The sequence below is a fragment of the Paenibacillus sp. FSL K6-3182 genome (genome assembly GCF_037976325.1).
Lineage (GTDB): Bacteria > Bacillota > Bacilli > Paenibacillales > Paenibacillaceae > Pristimantibacillus.
In genome coordinates this window covers 6,770,647-6,791,070 of record NZ_CP150265.1, presented here as the reverse complement: position 1 = coordinate 6,791,070, position 20,424 = coordinate 6,770,647, and the positions used below count along the sequence as shown (strand labels likewise).

Below are 20,424 nucleotides of genomic sequence, written 5' to 3'. Positions count from 1 at the left end.
AATCATTTGTTACACGAATCTTATAACTAAAGGATGGGGACTGCATGAATCATTCAAAGCTTTGGTATTCAGGGCCAGCAGTCGATTGGAAGCAAGGACTGCCGATAGGGAATGGAAGAATAGGCGCGGTCATTCACGGTGGAATAGAAAGCGAAACGTGGAGCATGACAGAAATTACTTACTGGTCGGGTCAGGTGGAGCGCATTCAAGGAAACGGAAACCCGAAAGCCAATCTGGAGCAGATGAGAGAGCAGTTTTTCAAGGGCAATTATAGCGAGGGAGACCGGCTTGCTAAGCAAGGGCTGCAGCCGAAGAAGCAAAACTTTGGCACAAACCTTTCTGTGTGCGATATCAATCTGTGCTTCGAGCAGCAAGGGGAAGATCTGGTTCGTGAGTTAAGCTTGGAAAAGGCAATCGTACAAACTTCCTATACAAGCTCTGGCGGCAAAATAACACGTGAGACGTTCGCAACGCATGCCGATGGCATTGTTGTATCGCGCATAAAGAGTGAGCTAAAAGGGGCAATATCCTTCTCGCTGAGCATTCAAGGTAGAACCGGAGATTTTGCAACGACAGCTGCGGATAACGATACAATTGGGTTCCGCGGCCAAGCGACGGAAGATGTGCACAGCAACGGAAAATGTGGTGTGTTTTGCGAGGGCAAGGTGAAGGTCGTTGCCGTAGGCGGCATTATCGAAGCTAGTGGTAATGAAATCAAGGTATCGCAAGCGGATGAGGCGTTTATATATTTCGCGGTGAATACGGATTATGGCAGGACGGATGAGAATTGGGCTTCGGAATGCCATGCGCAAATTAACGATGCTATTGCCAAAGGTTATGAGCGACTAAGAGCGGATCATATTGTAGATTATCGCGATTTGTACGCTCGTGTTACCCTTGATTTAGGCGATACGGCGAGTGCGAAGCTGCCAACAGACGAGCGGATGAAGCAGCTTCGGAACGGGCATTATGATGATCCGGATTTAGTCGCTTTATTTTTCCAATACGGCCGTTATCTAACGATTGCAGGTTCGCGCGAGGATTCGCCGCTGCCGCTGCATTTGCAAGGCGTGTGGAACGATGGCGAAGCGAATCGCATGGCTTGGAGCTGCGACTACCACTTGGATATCAACACGGAAATGAACTATTACCCGACGGAAATAAGCAATTTGGCGGAATGCCATGTACCATTGATGAACTATATTGAACGTTTATCTGTCGCAGGCAGGCAAGCGGCTCAGGATTTCTACGGAAGCGAGGGCTGGGTGGCGCATGTGTTCTCGAATGCTTGGGGCTTCTCGGCACCGGGCTGGGAGACGGGCTGGGGACTGAATGTAACAGGCGGATTATGGATTGCGATGCATTTGAAGGAGCATTATGAGTATGGGCTTGACCGCGATTTCCTAATGAAGCAGGCGTATCCCGTTATGAAGGAATCGGCGGTCTTTTTCCTCGATTATATGACTGTGCACCCTACTTATGGCTGGCTCGTAACCGGACCGTCCAATTCGCCTGAGAACAGCTTTTATCCGAGCGGCAGCAAGGATGAAGCTCAGCAGCTGTCGATGGGCTCAACGATGGACCAGCAGCTGATATGGGATTTGTTCACTTTTTGCCTAGAGTCGGCGAAGCTGCTGCAAATGGATTCTGAGTTCCAAGAGAAGCTGGAGCAAGCATTATTGCTGATGCCGCCTCTCATGATCGGAAAAAAAGGACAGCTGCAGGAGTGGCTCGAGGATTATGAGGAGGCGCAGCCGGAGCATCGCCACCTTGCTCATCTATTTGGCTTATACCCGAGCAATCAAATTACACCGCGGAAGACGCCGGAGCTGAGTGCTGCCGCTAAGCAAACGTTGATTGGCCGAATGCAGACCGATGAGCTGGAGGATATTGAATTTACAGCGGTACTGTTCTCCACCGGCTTCTCCAGATTGTACGAAGGTGATCGTGCGCTAAAGCATATCACTCATTTAATTGGAGAGCTGTGCTTCGATAATATGCTGACCTATTCCAAGGCGGGTGTAGCCGGAGCGGAGACGAATATTTTTGTCATCGACGGCAATTATGGCGGAACCGCAGCGGTAGCGGATCTGCTCCTTCAAAGCCAGCCGGGCGAAATTCACCTGCTTCCAGCGCTTCCCGCTGTCTGGAACAAAGGGTCATACAAAGGACTGCGTGCCAAAGGAAATGTAGAGGTTGACGTGTCGTGGGAAAATGGCGTGCTGACTGAAGCAACGATTCAAGCTTTCTCTATAGGGGAAACGGTCGTAAGATTCGGTGAGCAGGAAGTGCAAATTACTCTGATTCCCGGCCGCGTCTATCGATTCGATAAAGACTTGAAAGCTCAAGTACAGCAAGAAGCTTAAACGGAATGTGTGCCTAGTTAATGAATAAGACAACTACTTGTTTTTAATAGTAGTTGTCTTTTCGCGTCAGTAAGTTATTATAAATGAGCGAAGCTCTTTCGTTGCTTCCAGGCTTCTGTACTGCCTATGTTATGTAAGCGCTAACAATCAAAGGAGGTGGGTTGACCGTGCCAAAGTACTCAACCATTTTTCGGAAATTTCTCATTTCATATCTTATTATTTTGGTCATTCCAAGCATAGCGGGCTACGTTTCCTATCGTACTTCAATCTCGGTGACACAATCCATTTCCATTGAGAATAGCGTCACATTGCTGCAGCGGAGCCAGGATATTTTGGAGAGAAGGATGGTTGAGGTTGAGGGCTTCACAAGGCAGCTCGCTTTGAATCCTGATTTAAATAAATTAATGAATGAGCAGAAAAAAGGCGACATCGTCAACGTCTATGGCATTTGGAGCATGGTGAGACAGGTAACGCCGTTTAGCCAGACAAATGATTTTTTGCAAAACTATTTTATCTACTTAAATAACTATGATGTGATCTTTACACAGGGCTCCGCCTATTTCCGTCCCGAACATTATTATCAGAACTTTCATTATAACGATCTTACGCTCGCGGAATGGAAGGAAACAGTACTGGATAAAACTCACCGAAGTGAAATTATGCCTCTTCGCTCCTTTACTAGCAATGCCAAACAATCCTCCGTCGTTACGTATATGCAGTCGCTCCCTTTGGACAGCTTTAGCGGCTCATCGCCTGCCACTGTGGTCGTCATGATTGATGAAGAAAACATATCTAGCCTGCTCGCGGGAGTAGAGGATCGTTACGGCGGCTGGGCTCATATTAGCGATGCGCAAGGGAATACAGTTGGACTGCGCGGAATTAGCGAGGAAAATGCCAAGCTGCTGTCTTCGGATTCACGCCTCATCCAAGACAAAGTTAGTCAATTTTATAATAACGATCTCGTCATTACGATCCATTCCGAAAAAAATGGTTGGACCTATCGAGCGGGAATTCCAAAGCAGGTGCTGATGGAAAACGCAAATCAAATTAAACATATTACTTGGCTGGTGACAGGCATCGCTTTACTTCTCGGCCTGCTGGCTGGTCTGCTCCTGTCCTACCGAAACAGCGCACCAATGAATAGGCTGCTTACGGTTATGAAGGAGCAGTTCGGCAAGGATGGCATCACGGGCCGAAACGAATATGATTTTTTGCAAGGCAACATATCGAGCATCATTACGAGCAATCGCCACCTGGAGACGGAATTAAAACGGCAGCTTCCTTTAGTTAGAGATGGTTTCTTGAAACGGTTAATTGCTGGGGAATTTCACACTACTGAGGAAATTACGGCAGCGGCTGTACAGGCGGATACGAGGTTTGATACGAATGAGGGTTATGTCGGTATTTTGCAGATAAATGGATACTCCGGCATGGACAACGTAGAAATACTGAACGAGCTGTATGCAGCAAGACTCATTTTGAAAAAGGCGTTAATCGATCTGGACAGCCAGCTGCATATGACGGATCTTGGCTCGGATCGAATTGTGACGATTATAACGACCATGGAAGGGGAGTATGGAGTCGAAGCAGCTAAGCTGCGAATGAGTCATATTCTTGAGAAGCTGTCCGATATCGCTTATAGGGAGTATAAGATTTCGGTCACTGCAGCATTCGGAGATGCGTTCACGACTATTCTTGACGTTAGCCACTCCTATGAGCAAGCGAAACAAACGATCGAGTATGCCGAGTTTAACAGCAAAAAGAGCTTCGTATGGTTTACGGACTCCAGGCTTGAAACAGCGACATATTATTATCCAATGGACATTGAGCAGCGCTTGATTAGCACCATTCGTGCGGGAGATTCGGATGAGGCAAAGCGGATGGTTCATTCGGTTATGAATATTAATATGGAGAATAAGCAGCTATCTATCGAGATGAAGCAGCAGCTGATCGGCGAACTGAAGGGTACGCTGCTTAAGCTGCTGGACCAGAAAACGTTCATGGAATCCGATATGCTGCATGCGTTGAAAAATCAAATCATCGGCATTCAAGCTTCTAATCCAATGGCGGCTATTCAGGAGGAGATCATCGGTATTGTAGAAGCATTATGCAGCGTCATCAACAGTAAAAAAAATCATGTTCATATTCAAACCGTCGAGGAAATTAAGCAGTTTATTGCTGAGGCTTATGGCGACTCTGAGATGACCTTATACCGCATTGCAGAGCGGGTGGAGCGGCCGGAGAAATACATTTCACAATTGTTCAAAGAGGTTACGGATATAAATGTCTCTGACTATTTGGAGATGATTCGTATAGAGCAGGCTTCCTCCTTATTACGGACGAACGCTTATACTGTTGATGAAATCGCTGCTCGCGTCGGGTACAACAGCTCTCATTCGTTCCGAAGAGCCTTTAAGCGAGTCATGGGCGTTGCGCCAAGCTCATATCGACAATCGATCGAAGTGTAAGCGTTCAGCGCAGTTACCGATAAGGAGAGGGTTTGAATGAAGAAAAGAATCGCAGGCCTATCTGCGCTTATACTTCTTGTAGTTTTACTGCTTGCCGCGTGCTCGCAAAGCAATGAGCCAGCTCATACGGATGCTGCACCGCTTACTTCCTTAGACAAGCCGGTCGAGATTAATGTTTTCGCTCAGCAGGATACCAGCATCGATTTGAAAACAAATGATTTTACGAGGCTGCTTGAACATAAATTTAATGTCAAATTTAATTGGGACATTATTTCGATGGACGGCGCGAAGGAGAAACGGCAAATTTCACTTGCAAGCGGCGATTTTCCTGATGCTTATATTTTAACGGCCTACATTGACCAGTTCACACAATCCGACTTGTTGAAGTATGGCAAGCAAAGCGTGTTTCTGCCGTTAAATGAGCTTATAGAGCAATATGCGCCGAACATTAAAGCCGCGATGGAGAAAGATCCGAAGCTTAAAGCTTTGAATACAGCTCCTGATGGCAATATTTATGGGCTTGTTGCTTATAGTGAATGCTTCCACTGCTCCTATCCAAACAAAATGTGGGTAAACACGAAGTGGCTTCAGCGATTAGGGCTTGATATGCCAAAAACGACAGCCGAATTTAAAGAGATGCTGAGAGCGTTCAAGCAAAACGACCCGAACGGAAATGGTTTATTGGATGAAGTTCCGCTGAGCGGCTCGACGGAAGATTTTGGCGTTCATATTGTTCCTTATTTGATGAATGGCTTCATTTATGATGACGACCGCAATTATTTGTATATGAATAATGGGAAGGTGGATACAGCGGCCAATAAGCCGCAATGGAAGGAAGGGATTGCTTATATTAAGTCACTTTATGATGAGGGCTTAATTGATCCGGGAGCCTTTATTCAAAATGCCGAGGCGCTAAAAAAAGCTGGAGACAATGCAAATGCTGATATTCTCGGCGCAGCTGCAGCCATGCATCCTGCTATCTTCGTGAGTGAGCGAACGAAGGATTATGCACCGCTGCCGCCGCTTGCGGGGCCGTATGCTTCCTATGCTACCTTTGCCAGCGGCGGCATATCACCGGGAGCTAAATTTGTCATTACGAATAAGGCGAGCAAGGAAGCGCAAATTGCCTTAATTCGAATGGTTGACTACATGTACACGCCGGAAGGACAAACGCTAGCGCAATCGGGTCTTGAAGGCGTAGGCTGGCGAAAGCCGACAGCTGGTGAGGCTGCGCTTGGTGAAGGGCTGGAGCCCAAATTTGCAACGCTGATCCCCATCGAAAGCACTGAGCAAAAGAACACCGGCTGGAGCGGGATGGCGCATTTCTATATGCCAAGAGATTATCGAGACAGCTGGGTCGCAAGCAAAGACATATACGCGCCCGACGGCTATGAGCGAAGGCTTATTGAAGCGACTCTGCTGTATGAGGGACATGAGCCTGACGAAATGTTTCCGGTGTGGAACATTTGGCTTGATTCGGCACAAGCGGATGAAGTGGGGATGCTGAGCACAAATTTGATGAATTACATTGATCAAAGCATGCTTCAATTTATTACCGGGAACTTGGATTTGGATAGGGATTGGGATACCTATGTGAGCGGACTGGAGAATATGCAGGTTGATCGTTTTATTGAAATCATGCAAAAAGCATATGACCAAAACAAACCTATGCACTAGAAATGCATAAGAAAGAACCCGACTGCCCAAGCAGTCGGGTTTTTTTGGCGTTTATTAGCAGCAATCCTGAAAATTGTACGCCGCTGCGGCGATTTGCCCCCTGAAAACAGGGGTTATTGTACGTTAAAAGACGCAAATGTACCTGTTTGGATAATGTGGATTTCTACTATGATCATCGTATAGAAAGCGCTGTCATTTCATCGGCCATTAGCTACCTAGGGGGGATTGTTCTGGAAAAAGAGATTGTATTGAATAACAAGCTGTTGAAGCAAAAGAGCAAGCGCAGCCTTGCGGATGAAGCGAGCAGAAGCTTCAAGAAGCATTGGCAGCTGTACCTTATCATTATACCGCCTGTATTGTTTTTTCTTATTTTTAAATATTACCCGATGCTGAATGCGGTGCTTGCCTTTAAGGATTACAACGTCATCAAAGGCATTTGGGGCAGCGAATGGGTCGGGCTCAAAAACTTCAGGCTTTTTTTTGAAAATCCGATGTTCTGGACTCTGGTCAAGAACACCATATACGTCAGCGGTTATTTATTGCTCGCGGGGTTTCCGATTCCAATTATTTTGGCATTGATGCTTAATGAAGTGCGAAATGGCCGTTTCAAACGGCTTGTACAGCTGGTCACCTTCGCTCCTTATTTCATATCTACAGTCGTTATGGTTTCGATCATTATGATGTTTCTGGCGCCGCGGCTTGGCTTTGTGAATGTGGCGCTCCACTACTTCGGCATGGATTCAGTCAACTTCCTTGGTGAAGCCAGCATGTTCCGATCGATCTTTGTCTGGTCGGATATTTGGCAGACGGCTGGTTATTCCGCGGTCATTTATTTAGCGGCGCTTGCGGGCATCGATCCTACGCTTTATGAGGCTGCCAAAGTGGATGGCGCTTCGCGATTTCAGAAAATCGTCCACGTTGATTTGCCGGGCATTTTGCCGACGATTACGATCATTCTCATTTTAAATGTAGGCAGCGTAATGGCGATTGGCTTCGAGAAAATTTATTTGCTGCAAAATCAGCTCAATATCGTTAATTCCGAAATAATCGCCACATACGTGTACAAAATTGGGCTCTTAAATGCCAATTACAGCTTCGCTACAGCGGTAGGCTTGTTTAATTCATTCATCAATCTCTTGCTGCTGTTCACGGTTAACGGTTTGGCCAAACGGTTTATGAAATCAAGCATTTGGTAAAAGGGGAGTGCGCCTATGGCATCAACGAAGATAGCATCGCAGGCACCAATCAGACAAACGATTAAGGATTCAACAGGCGATAAGATTTTTTTGTTCATTATTTATGCCATATTGGCGGTTGTGTTGATCGCGGTTATTTATCCGCTCATTTATATTATCAGCAGCTCGATCAGCAGCCCGGCAGCCGTTACTTCAGGCCGTGTCTGGCTGTGGCCTGTTGATATTTCCTTTAAGGGCTTTAAGGTTCTGTTCGATACGCCTGAAATTATGAGAGGGTACGGGAACTCGCTATTCTATACCGCAGCAGGAACGTTAATCAGCGTAACGCTTACGGTCATGATTGCGTATCCGATGTCGCGCAAATCCTTTTTTGGCCGCAGCGTCATTATGATGCTCATTACGTTCACCATGCTCTTCAGCGGCGGTTTGATTCCGACGTACATGGTGGTGAAGGAGTTTGGCATGATCGATTCGCGGTGGGCGCTGCTCATTCCGAATGCCGTTTGGGTATGGCAGGTCATTATTGCACGCTCCTTCTTCCAGTCGTCCATTCCAGATGAATTGTTTGAAGCAAGCGAGATCGATGGCTGCAGCGACATCAGATTTATGCGAAGCGTGGTTATTCCGTTATCCAAGCCCATTCTTGCGGTGCTTTTCCTAATGTACGGCGTAGGTCAATGGAATGCCTACTTCGATGCCTTAATCTATCTCAAATCAGCGAAGTTGTTTCCGCTTCAACTCGTTCTGAGGAGCATCATCATTATGAACAACAGCGCAAGCGTAACGGATGCCTTGAAGCAAGTGGAAAGGCAGCAGCTGTCAGAGCTGCTTAAATATTCGCTGATCGTAGTAGCTACGCTGCCGGTTCTTATTATTTATCCTTTCGTACAGCGCTATTTCGTACAAGGGATGCTTGTTGGCTCAGTCAAAGGCTAACCGGAAAGAGGCAGAGACTACACCGGTTTGGATGAGAGGAGGTGGTTCATTTGTAGTGTAATTGCAATACAAAAGTATGGCACAAATCGAAAAAGGGAGCGATACATTTGAAAAAGAGACTCGTAAGTTTGCTCGCAATCATGCTGATGATCAGCTTGGTGCTTGCCGCGTGCTCGAATAATAAAGGAACTTCCAACACTAATAAGGCAACAAATACGCCAAAGGAACAATCGGAAGAGACGGGAGCAACCGCACCGGTTGAAATTACGATATTTGCGGTACAAGAGCCGAATATCGATATGGCAACGAATAAATTTACCAAATTTGTAGAAGAGAAATTCAACATCAAACTTAAATTTGAAACGACACCTCCGGATGGCGCGAAGGAAAAACGTCAAATTTCATTAGCGAGCGGAGATTACCCGGATGCGTATATGCTTCCTGGCTACATTGATCAATTCACACAGGCTGATGTTGTGAAGTATGGAAAACAAGGGGTGCTGGTGCCTCTGAACGATCTGATCGAGCAATATGCGCCAAACATCAAAGCAGCCATGGAAAATAACTCTGACTTAAGAGCGTTCAACACGGCACCCGATGGAAATATTTACGGACTTGTCGCTTACAGCCAGTGCTTCCACTGCTCGTATCCGAACAAAATGTGGTTGAATACGAAATGGCTGGATAAATTGCAGCTGGAAATGCCCAAAACGCCTGAAGAGTTTAAAACTGTATTGAAAGCATTCAAAACACAAGATCCAAACGGCAATGGCATTGCTGATGAAGTGCCGCTCAGCGGTTCAATTGAGGATTTTGGCGTACGCGTCATTCCATTCCTCATGAATGGTTTTGTCTATGACGATGACCGGAATTACTTGAATCTAACCAATGGCAAAGTAGAGTCGGCTGCGCTTAAGCCGGAATGGAGAGAAGGCTTAACGTATATTAAATCGTTATACGATGAAGGCTTAATCGATCCGGGTGCCTTTGCACAAAATGCGGAAGCTTTCAAAAAGATTGGCGAAAATGGCGATGCTCAAATTTTGGGCGCTGGCGCCGGCATGCATCCTGCTATATTCGTAAACATCGATGTAGGCAACAAAAACTCAGCTGATTATAACCCCGTACCTCCGCTTACAGGACCACATGGCTCGTTCGCGACTCATGATGGCGGCGGCGTTGCGCCGGGAGCAAAATTTGTAATCACAAATAAAGCATCTGAAGAACAAAAAATTGCGCTTATTAAATTGGTGGATTACATGTTTACAGAAGAAGGACAAACGAATGGCGCTTCCGGCATGGAAGGCATCGACTGGAGAAAGCCGAAGGAAGGCGAAGTAGCGCTTGGAGAAGGCGTTACACCGAAGGTAGCAACGATTCCTGCGGTTGAAGGCGAAGCCCCTCGTAATGCAGGCTGGAGCGGAACGGCTCACTTCTACATGCCAAGGGAATACCGAGACAGCTGGGTTCAAGGTACGGATATTTATGATTCCGCCAACTATGAGCGCAGACTGTATCAAGCGACGCTGCTGTACCAAGGCCATGAGCCGAAGGAGCTTTTCCCATTGTGGGCGATTTGGATTGATTCAGCGGAAATCGATGAGGCAAGCATTTTGCAAACAAACATTAAGTCGTTTATTGAGCAAAATGCGCTTCAATTCATTACCGGAAATAAATCGCTTGAGAAGGATTGGGACGGTTACGTGAAGGGACTCAAGGATCTGAAAATCGATCGTTATCTTGAAATTTTGCAAAAAGCATACGACCAATCATTTAAATAATAGTGATTTCAAAGGATCAGGTTCTTTATTGCGAGATAAAAGCCTGATCCTATTTCATAAACAAAGGAGCTAAATAATGACGCAAATAATGAAGAAATCACGTTTGTGGCTGCTAATCGTTGTGATGATTACAGCGCAGCTGGGAATCGTGATACCAAAAACAGATGTTGCGGAGGCGGCGAATAATGGATTAGCTGCGAAGCCATATATGGGCTGGAGCAGCTACAGCTTGCAGGTTTATACGGGCAATGGGCAGTGGATTAACGCAGACAATATTAAGGCACAATCGGATGCAATGCATGAGAAACTTCAGCCTTATGGCTACGAGTATATTAATATCGATGCGGCATGGAATGGCGGAATGGACGAGTATGGGCGGCCAATTCCGAGTACAACTTTATATCCAAATGGCTTTCAAGAGGTGATTGATTACGTCCATGCGAATGGGCAAAAGATCGGCTTGTATGGCATTCCAGGTTTATCGCCGCAAGCGTATGATCAGGATCTGCCGATCTATGGCGCTCCGGGCTGCTCGATGAAGGACATCGCGGCTCAGCCGATTCAGGAGTCGGATTATTGGGGGCTTGGCTACAAAATAGATTTCAGCCAGCCATGCGCGCAGAGCTACATAAATTCAATTGCCGACCTTTATGGAGAATGGGGAATCGACTTTTTGAAATTTGACAGCGTGACGCCAGGCTCAGGTATTTCTGACCTTTCGCTGGATGCGCGTGACGATGTAAAGGCTTGGTCGCAGGCGCTGGCTCCCCACCAAATTTGGCTGGAGCTTTCCTGGGCGCTTGATATCAAATACATCGATTACTGGAAGCAGTATGCAAACGGATGGCGTGTGGACTGGGACATCGAATGCTACTGCAGCAACGGGGGTTTAACGGCTTGGCCTAATATCGCTAGATTATTCCCGAAAGCAGAGCAGTTCTGGCGTCATGCAGGTCCAGGCGGCTGGAATGATTTTGATTCATTGAATATCGGAAATGGAACAATGGATGGCATCACGAAGGACGAGCGGATGTCGGCGATGTCGTTCTGGGCGATTTCATCGGCGCAATTATACATCGGCAATGACATGACAAAGTTGGACGATTACGGCATCGAGCTGTTGACGAATGAAGAAGTAATCGCGGTCAATCAGGCTGGCAGGCCGGGGCATCCTGTATCGACAGCGACGGAGCAGCAGGTGTGGTATGCGAATAATGGTGACGGAAGCTATACGGTGGGATTCTTTAATCTCGGAAGCTCTGCTGCGACGGTTAACGTGAATTGGAGTGATATTGGCATCACCGGTCCAGCCACTGTCCGTGATCTGTGGAGCCATGAGGATTTGGGCTCATTTGCGACTGGATACAGTGATGAAAATTTGGCTTCGCATGCTTCGAGGTTGTTCAAGGTAGTGGCACAGGATGGAACAGCAGCTGCTAATGACGACGATACCGGAATGAAATATTCGGGCCATTGGGTTCGCAACGGCGGGCAGGAGCTAGTCGGAGACAAGCAAAATCTCATTATTGATGTAAGGGATAACACAGCGCTAAACAGCAGTATTAGCCCATCTGCGGCAAGCTTCAATAAGAAGGCTTCGGAGCAGTCTGATGCTGCGACGGTGATGACGCTGAACGGAAATACACTGAATAGTATCACTAACAATGGAACGGTACTGGTGTCTGGTACGGATTACACCGTATCAGGTGATACCGTTACGATTAAAAAAGAGTATCTAGCAGCAAGACAGGCAGGCATTACGAATTTAACGTTTGCGTTTAGCGGCGGGGCATCACAGACCTTTGCCATAACCGTAACCGACACGACAATAAGGGATAGTAGGGTTACTCCTGCAACAGTGAGTTTTGATAAGAAGCTGTCCTCTCAAGCTGATATTACGCTGACGACCTCGTTAAACGGCAATGAATTAACGGGCGCTGCGCATGAAGGAAACGCTTTGGCAATCGGCACGGACTATACTGTTTCGGGAAGCCAGCTGACGATTAAGAAGGAGTATCTAGCGGGGCTTCCTATGGGAACGACGGCTTTAACCTTCTCATTCAGTGCAGGAGCGGAGCAGCATGTTTCCTTAGTCGTAAGGGATACATCTGAAGGCGGGTCGATTTCCATCAATGATGACCATCCGTCTATTGTCTATACAGGCGGCTGGAACCGCAGCTATAACCGCGGACTTGGCGATTATATGGATGATGTGCATTATGCGGAGGCGAACAACAACGATTATTTTGAGTATACGTTTACGGGAACGGGCATTGAATTCATTACCGAGCTGGATCCTTCACAAGGCGAAATAGACATCTATATGGACAACGTATTCCAGCGAACGATCAGTACCTACAACATCGGAAGGCTGGCACAGCAGCCAGTATTCAACATAACAGGATTCACTAACGGAACCCACACGCTTAAAGCGGTGAAGAAGTCCGGTTACTTCCTGCTGCTTGATAAGCTGAGAATTAGTGTGCCGGATTTAATTAGCGCGAGCAGTGGAATGTTTGATAAGGCTGATGGGCAGCAGGCTGATTTTACTCTTTCGACAACAGTCGATGGAAGCAGCCTAAGCAGTATTGCAGGCGGTTCAGGAGCCTTGATAGCGGGCACGGATTATACGGTTGTTGGCAATGTGGTGACGTTTAAAAAGGAATATTTGGCGGCACAGCCTCTTGGGACTGCGAGCTTGATCTTTACCTTTGATGGCGGAGCGACACAGACGCTGGCGATTGCTGTAAGTGATTCATCTGCTGCTAACAGCACAATTAACCCAGTCACAGCCAGCTTTAATAAGAAGGCAGATATGCAAGCAGATATCGCAACAACGTTAACGCTGAATGGAAATACGCTTGCCGGTATTTCGAATGGCACAACGACGTTGGCGGCAGGCAGCGATTATATCGTTTTGGACGATACAGTCACGATTAATAAAGCGTATCTGGCATCATTGCCGCTCGGCATGGTGAATCTAAGCTTTAGCTTTGATCACGGAATGGCACAGAACCTATCGATTGTCGTAAGTGATACGACAGGTCAGAACAGCACAATGGTCCCAAGCGCATTAAGCTTCGACAAAAGAGCGAATGCACAAGCAGATATTTGGACGAAGCTCACCTTTAACGGAAACAGCTTGAGCGGTATTGCTGATGGTGCGGCGGCTTTGCAGGCAGGCGTCGATTTTCAGTTGTCGGGCGACCAGCTTACGATTAAGAAGGAATTCCTTGCGGCCAAGCCAAATGGAATGACCAATCTGACGTTGTCTTTTAGCGGTGGAGCCGCGCAAATACTGGCTATCGCAGTAAGCGATACGTCTAGAGGCCGCTATGTATCTATTAATAATGATGATAGCGGAATCTCTTATAAGGGTGCATGGCAGCATGGCAGAAACCGTGGATTAGGCGATTACAAGGATGATGTCCATTACACGGAGGCGAACAACGATTATTTTGAATATCGGTTTGAGGGAACAGGCATTGAGATCGTAACGGAGAAGGATTCCTCGCAAGGGGATATCGATGTTTATGTGGATGACGTGTTTAAGCAAACGATCAGCACGTACAATACTAGCCGGCAAATTAGGCAGACGGTTTATAGTATTGAGGGATTGTCTGAAGGAACACATAAGATTAAGGTCGTTAAGAAATCCGGGTATTATATGCTGTTAGACCAATTACAGTTTAGAATTGCAGATATGATTAGTCCGGATGCTGCAAGCTTTGACAAGACGGTACAAGTCGATGTAACGACAACGCTTAGTATTGATGGTAGCAATCTGCTTGGTATTGCGAATGGTGCTGCAACGCTTGCAGCGGGCAGTGATTACACAATATCCGGTAGTGTGATTACAGTTAAAAAAGAATATCTTGCCGCACAGCCGGATGGAGCGTTGAGCTTAGCCATTTCCTATAAAGGCGATTATCAAAATGACCTGCACGCTACGGAGACGGATGGCGACTATGTTGAATATTCGTTTACTGGAACCGGCATAACATTAATTGCGCCGATGTCAGCTTCTCAAGGTGACATAGACATCTATGTTGACGATGTATTTAAAGAAACGGTAAGCGCGCATCATGCGAGCAGACTGACCCAGCAAGCGGTATACAGCATATCTGGGTTAGCAAATGGCGCTCATACGATTAAGGCGGTTAAAAAATCCGGCGAGTATATGTTGGTGGATGGTGTGAAGTTTGAGGTGAATGCGGCGACAGTGCCATCGGCAACACCGTCAGCAACGCCAACGTCAACAGCATCACCGTCAGCAACACCAACGGCAACGCCGGAAGAAACAATAGCGCCGACGCCGTCGGCAACACCAACGATAACACCAACATCGGCACCCGTAACCACGAATGCTCCAGCTAAGGAGCTCATCACGATTGATGTTGAAAATGCTGCTAGGGTTGTAATCACGCGTACGACACAAGCGGATGGCAAGAAAACGGATGATGTACCTATTACAGTTGATCAAGCGCAAAAAGCTGTAAACAGCGTCACAGCAGCGGGACACAAATTGGTTACGATCACGATTCCTGATACGAAGGATGAAGTAACGCTAACTTCTGTCACTCTGCCGAAGGAAGCAAAAAAAGTGTTCGCAGATGCAAAAATTGATTTAGGCATATCGACAGAAAACGTTAAGATAATGGTGGCTAGCGGTTTGCTTCAGTCATCACTGGAGGATCTGTTCATTCGTTTTACACCGGTTAAGGAGGAAGCGAAGAAGCAGGAAATTGCGGGTCGAGCGAATAAAGAAGCGATGTTAAGGATCGTTGCAGGAAATAAAGAGGCATCTATAATAGGCCGTCCGATGAACATTGAAACGAATTTGCCAAAAGGCAATGTAACCCTCATTTTGCCTTTGAAGGATGTGAAGCTGAGCGAAGCAGACCGGAAGGACCTGGCTGTATATATCGAGCACAGCGACGGAACGAAGCAGCTGCTGAAGGGCATTATCGTACCGTTTAACGACAAGGGCGAGATGGGCCTTCAATTCACAGTCGACAAATTCAGTCTTTTTTCACTCGTCCATGTGGAGGGCTTAGCCGATTCTAGCTTGGGTACCGCTTATATGAATGGTTATAAGGATGGTACATTTAGGCCGGAAAACAAGATTACCCGTGCTGAGATGGCGGTTATTCTGTCAAGAATCGTTAAGCAGGTAGCAACTGAGGCGGACATTCCTTATAATGATGTTCTCGCAGGCAATTGGGCGAAGGATGCGATTTCGAAAGTAACAAAAATGGGCTTAATGCAAGGGTATGAAGATGGAACGTTTGGTGCTGAAAAAGCAATGACACGCGCTGAAATGGCGAAGCTTATATCCACGCTTATCGGTGTTGCACCAAAGGCTGGAGCAGGTTTTACCGATATTTCGACTCATTGGGCGAAGGCAGCTATTCTAAATGTGCAAGCCGCTGGAATCACTAATGGTTATGCGGATGGAAGCTTTAAGCCAAATAACGCGCTGACGCGTGCAGAAGCAGTCAGCATGATCAACAAAGTACTCGGCAGAGGCAATCTAGTCGGCGTAACCTCATCCCCGTGGAAGGATGTTGCTAGCAATCATTGGGCTTATGGCGATATTTTAGCGGCGTCGGTTAAGTAGCAGAGAGAGGGTGTCCAAAAAGAGTTAAACTCGCTGAAGAGATATTTCGATTTAATTAAAAACCATAAAAATATTGAAAAAATGGCGTCACAGGAACTTATTCCAGTGCCGCCATTTTTCTTTTTTGGTCTATGTATGTTTGTTTAAATAAATGGTAGGCGAGCGAATTTCTGCGTCTGCTTGAGGTGGGAAATGGTGCTGTAAGCACGCATAGGTTCTTACAGCGAGAGAAAAGGTTAGGTTTGTTGTCTTTAAGAACAAATATGCGCTTACAGACTTGCGGCAGCGTTTGTTCGAGGTGGAAATGGAGCAGTAAGCACGCATAGGTTCTTACAGCGAGAGAAAACGATAGGTTTGTTATCTGTAAGAACAAATATGCGCTTACAGAGTTACGGCAGCGTTTGTTCGAGGTGGAAATCTCGCTGTAAGCACGTATAGGTTCTTACAGCGAGAGAAAAGGCTAGGTTTGTTGTCTGTAAGAACAAATATGTGCTTACAGAGTTACGGCAGCGTTTGTTCGAGGTAGGAATGGAGCAGTAAGCACACATAGGTTCTTACAGCGAGAGAAAAGGCTAGGTTTGTTGTCTGTAAGAACAAATATGCGCTTACAGAGTTACGGCAGCGTTTGTTCGAGGTAGGAACTCTCGCTGTAAGCACACATAGGTTCTTACAGCGAGAGAAAAGGTTAGGTTTGTTGTCTGTAAGAACAAATATGCGCTTACAGAGTTACGGCAGCGTTTGTTCGAGGTGGGAATGGAGCAGTAAGCACGTATAGGTTCTTACAGCGAGAGAAAAGGCTAGGTTTGTTGTCTGTAAGAACAAATATGTGCTTACAGAGTTACGGCAGCGTTTGTTCGAGGTAGGAACTCTCGCTGTAAGCACACATAGGTTCTTACAGCGAGAGAAAAGGTTAGGTTTGTTGTCTGTAAGAACAAATATGCGCTTACAGAGTTACGGCAGCGTTTGTTCGAGGTGGAAATCTCTCTGTAAGCATGCATAGGTTCTTAAAGCGAGAGAAAAGGCTAGGTTTGTTGTCTGTAAGAACAAATATGCGCTTACAGAGTTGCGGCAGCGTTTGTTCGAGGTGGAAATGGAGCTGTAAGCACACATAGGTTCTTAAAGCTGAAGAAAAGGTTAGGTTTGTTGTCTGTAAGAACAAATATGCGCTTACAGAGTTACGGCAGCGTTTGTTCGAGGTGGAAATGGAGCAGTAAGCACGCATAGGTTCTTACAGCGATAGAAAAGACTAGGTTTGTTGTCTGTAAGAACAAATATGTGCTTACAGAGTTGCGGCAGTGTTTGTTCGAGGTGGAAACGGAGCTGTAAGCACGCATAGGTTCTTACAGCGAGAGAAAAGGCTAGGTTTGTTGTCTGTAAGAACAAATATGCGCTTACAGAGTTACGGCAGCGTTTGTTCGAGGTGGAAATGGAGCAGTAAGCACACATAGATTCTAACTTTTGGGACAGCCCCTTCTGTTATTTGGGGATAAAATGGCGGCAGCTGATTATAGAGAGGCTGCCCTCTAGGTATTTAGATGCCATTTTCCAGACTGCCCCTCTAAGCGCAAATAACCTCGTTAACCATCATTTGACGTGGTTTGTCTCGGGTTTTCTTGTTTTTGCACCTTATAGTGGTTTTTGAACAAATGGTAAAGGAGGCGTATAGTGGTTAATAGTGTAAATGACACGGAAATTGCAAAGCAAGGCAGACTGGAGGTTGCCGAGTATGGAACCATGGAAGCGTACCATGTGGATTTTATGGTTCGGCGTTCTTTTTTGCAGCTCAAGCTATACGATGTCCGTACCGTTCCTGCCGCTATTTCTGTTCGATTTGGGGGTGCCGGAAAGCTCCGTCAACCTATGGGCTGGAATTGTGCATTCCTCAGCTTTCCTCGTCGGAGCAGTGATGGCTCCCTTATGGGGGATGCTTGCAGACAAGTATGGGAAGCGGAAAATGGTCATACGAGCAGGACTCAGCCTAGCTATTATTTATGCGCTGATCGCTTTTGTGCAAACGCCATGGCAGCTCGTCGGTGTGCGAATGCTGCATGGTTTTGTGGGTGGATTTGTTCCAGCATCGATGTCGATCGTAGCATCAGTTGCACCGAAGGAGAAGCTTGGCTGGAGCCTTGGCATGATGCAAGCGGGTACGATGACTGGCGGTATTCTCGGACCATTATTCGGCGGGCTGTTGGCTGAAGCATTTGGACTTCGCAGATCCTTTGTTGTCGCTGCGTTTATTATTTTAGCTGCGACAGTGGCGGTTATTGTATGGGTGAGGGAAGGAAAAGCGGACACATCTGAAGGGGCAGCGACCGGAACCAAAAAAGAAAAGCCAATCACTTATCGGATGGCTTTTCGCAATCGTGCACTCATGAGTATGCTGCTGCTGCTCGTTATCGTTCAGCTATCGATTAATATGATACAGCCGCTCATTACCCTTCATATTGCCAAGCTGCAAGGGGGGCTGCAAGGAGCGGAGCTGTCAGCTGGTTTTGTGCTCTCGCTTATTGGAATAGCAGGCATTTTGGCATCGCCAGTTTGGGGAAGGCTTGGTGAGAAGAAGGGTTTCTACCGGATTCTCGTCGTATGCCTGTTCTGCGCGGGATCGATCATTAGCATGCAGTTTTTTGTACAACAATTATGGCTTTTCGCTATCGTGCAATTCGTATTCGGTTTATTTATGGCTGGCATAGCGCCTATCGTCAATACGCTGGTTGTCCAAAGCACAGATGAGCAGTTTAGAGGCAGATCATTTGGGCTAACAACAAGCGCGAATCAGTTCGGTGCGATGCTTGGTCCGCTCATCGGAGGTTTGTTAGGCCTGGCCGTAGGCATCCACTGGATCTTTGTCGCCACGGGGATGATTATGGCTGCAGCCGGCGTAAGCGTATGGATAAAGCGGAGACATGAGATGGTGAAAACGAAGATAGCCTATCGAGCGTAACTCGGAGAAGAGTGAATAAATAGGCAGCACAAGCCAGGCGGAGTCTAGGGGAAAGCGCTCTAGTTCCTCTTGGCTTTCGTTGTAAATAATAGGAAATGTTCGTTTCTATTTAAACAAAAGTCTGTTATTCTACTGAAGAATAGAACTTTGGACTGAGGAGTGAGCTGCTATCAAGCCGGTTACTGTATATGATATTGCTAGGGAAGCGAACGTCTCAGTAGCCACTGTGTCGCGCGTCATTAATAATACGGCTCCGGTAAAAAAGTCAACCAGAGAGCGAGTTATGGAGTTAATTGCGAAACATCAGTTTCAGCCGAATGCCATTGCAAGAAGCCTGTTTAAGAAGGAAACGGGAATGATTGGCGTTATTTTGCCAGATATTACGAACCCTTTTTTTCCAGAGGTTTTGTCAGGCTTGGATCAAGAAGCGCGCAGCAAAGGCTACACTTTTTTTCTATGCGATACGGTATCAACGAACGGAGATTCAGCAGAGCAATATGTGCGGGAGTCGCAATATTTGAGTATTCTGATGGAGAAGCAAGTAGACGGCATTGTGATGATAGGCGGTCGAATTAACCTTGCTAAGCCAAGCAAAGATCTTGTAAGCGAAGTGGTTGAAGCTAGTAAACGCGTGCCGCTGCTGCTCATTAACGGCAATCTCCCCGGTGAAGGGATGACTCGTGTGTATGCCGATGAGCTGGAGGGCGCAGAGCTTGCGACACAGCATTTGATTGACTTAGGACATACGGATATTGCATTTGTTGGCGGGTACAAAAACATGTCCAACACGATTCAGCGTACTCGCGGTTTTGTGAAAACGATGGAGAAAAACGGAGTCCAAACTCGCAAGGAATGGATACGCGATGGCGGTTTTTCCGTTGAAGCGGGTAAGAAGCTAATGCATCAACTGCTGGAGCTGCCCGAGCGACCAACTGCTATATTTTGCGCGAACGATTTAGTAGCTATCGGCGTTATGAAAGTTGCTCACAAAGCAGGGCTTCGCGTACCGCAGGACCTATCGCTGATTGGGTTTGACGATATTCCTTATGCCTCGAACAGCATTCCAGAATTAACGACGATTTCTCTAAAATGTTATGAGGTAGGCCGGAACGCAGCGGAGCTGCTCCACCTAATGATTACGAAAAACAAAGTGAATAAGAGCACCAAATTAAGGCCGGAGCTCGTTGTAAGGGAGTCTACAGCTCCACCTTCAAAGCAAAATAATGCTTAGAATTGCGCTTTTAAATAATTATTGACAACGCTTACAATGTTGAATACAATCAAAATGTGAAAAGATAACAAGGTGTCACCTACAATAATGTAACCCGTTACATTTACAGCGAGATCGCTTCTTTCCAGAAGCTAACACATAAATACACATCAGCGAACCGTACAGAATTGCGTTCTGTTTATCCCGGTCATGACGTGTATTT

General features: G+C 46.6%; 9 protein-coding genes. All 9 read left to right on the top strand.

All coding sequences use genetic code 11. From position 1 onward, the window contains the following. Positions 1-44 precede the first annotated feature (44 nt). Complete coding sequence (locus MHH56_RS29720) at positions 45-2,366, top strand: glycoside hydrolase family 95 protein (RefSeq protein WP_339205219.1); 2,322 nt, start codon at positions 45-47, stop codon at positions 2,364-2,366. A 167-nt stretch (positions 2,367-2,533) separates the two neighbouring features. After that, a complete protein-coding gene (locus MHH56_RS29715) occupies positions 2,534-4,834 on the top strand; it encodes an AraC family transcriptional regulator (RefSeq protein WP_339205217.1) in 2,301 nt (766 codons plus the stop codon). A 36-nt stretch (positions 4,835-4,870) separates the two neighbouring features. After that, positions 4,871-6,511, top strand: coding sequence for an extracellular solute-binding protein (locus MHH56_RS29710; RefSeq protein WP_339205216.1), 1,641 nt, complete (start codon positions 4,871-4,873; stop codon positions 6,509-6,511). A 260-nt stretch (positions 6,512-6,771) separates the two neighbouring features. Further along, positions 6,772-7,707 (top strand): ABC transporter permease subunit, encoded by a 936-nt coding sequence (locus MHH56_RS29705; protein WP_339209771.1) that lies wholly within the window; start codon positions 6,772-6,774, stop codon positions 7,705-7,707. Between the two features lie 15 nt (positions 7,708-7,722). Beyond that, on the top strand, positions 7,723-8,643 hold the full coding sequence (locus MHH56_RS29700) for a carbohydrate ABC transporter permease (protein ID WP_339205215.1): 921 nt from the start codon (positions 7,723-7,725) through the stop codon (positions 8,641-8,643). A 140-nt stretch (positions 8,644-8,783) separates the two neighbouring features. Further along, positions 8,784-10,424 (top strand): extracellular solute-binding protein, encoded by a 1,641-nt coding sequence (locus MHH56_RS29695; protein ID WP_339209770.1) that lies wholly within the window; start codon positions 8,784-8,786, stop codon positions 10,422-10,424. A gap of 76 nt (positions 10,425-10,500) precedes the next feature. Beyond that, positions 10,501-16,044 carry a X2-like carbohydrate binding domain-containing protein gene (locus tag MHH56_RS29690; RefSeq protein WP_339205214.1) on the top strand — a complete coding sequence of 1,848 codons (5,544 nt, stop codon included), beginning with the start codon at positions 10,501-10,503 and terminating at the stop codon, positions 16,042-16,044. Between the two features lie 1,726 nt (positions 16,045-17,770). After that, positions 17,771-18,991, top strand: a complete 1,221-nt coding sequence (locus MHH56_RS29685; RefSeq protein WP_339205213.1) for an MFS transporter — start codon at positions 17,771-17,773, stop codon at positions 18,989-18,991. A gap of 169 nt (positions 18,992-19,160) precedes the next feature. Next, complete coding sequence (locus tag MHH56_RS29680) at positions 19,161-20,222, top strand: LacI family DNA-binding transcriptional regulator (protein ID WP_339209769.1); 1,062 nt, start codon at positions 19,161-19,163, stop codon at positions 20,220-20,222. Positions 20,223-20,424 lie beyond the last annotated feature (202 nt).

What these genes read in the sequence shown, in the direction of transcription:
- MHH56_RS29720 (WP_339205219.1), top strand. Translation starts at nt 45, where the DNA reads ATGAATCATTCAAAGCTTTGGTATTCAGGGCCAGCAGTCGATTGGAAG.
- MHH56_RS29710 (WP_339205216.1), top strand. Translation starts at nt 4,871, where the DNA reads ATGAAGAAAAGAATCGCAGGCCTATCTGCGCTTATACTTCTTGTAGTT.
- MHH56_RS29700 (WP_339205215.1), top strand. Translation starts at nt 7,723, where the DNA reads ATGGCATCAACGAAGATAGCATCGCAGGCACCAATCAGACAAACGATT.
- MHH56_RS29695 (WP_339209770.1), top strand. Translation starts at nt 8,784, where the DNA reads ATGCTGATGATCAGCTTGGTGCTTGCCGCGTGCTCGAATAATAAAGGA.
- MHH56_RS29690 (WP_339205214.1), top strand. Translation starts at nt 10,501, where the DNA reads ATGACGCAAATAATGAAGAAATCACGTTTGTGGCTGCTAATCGTTGTG.
- MHH56_RS29685 (WP_339205213.1), top strand. Translation starts at nt 17,771, where the DNA reads ATGGAACCATGGAAGCGTACCATGTGGATTTTATGGTTCGGCGTTCTT.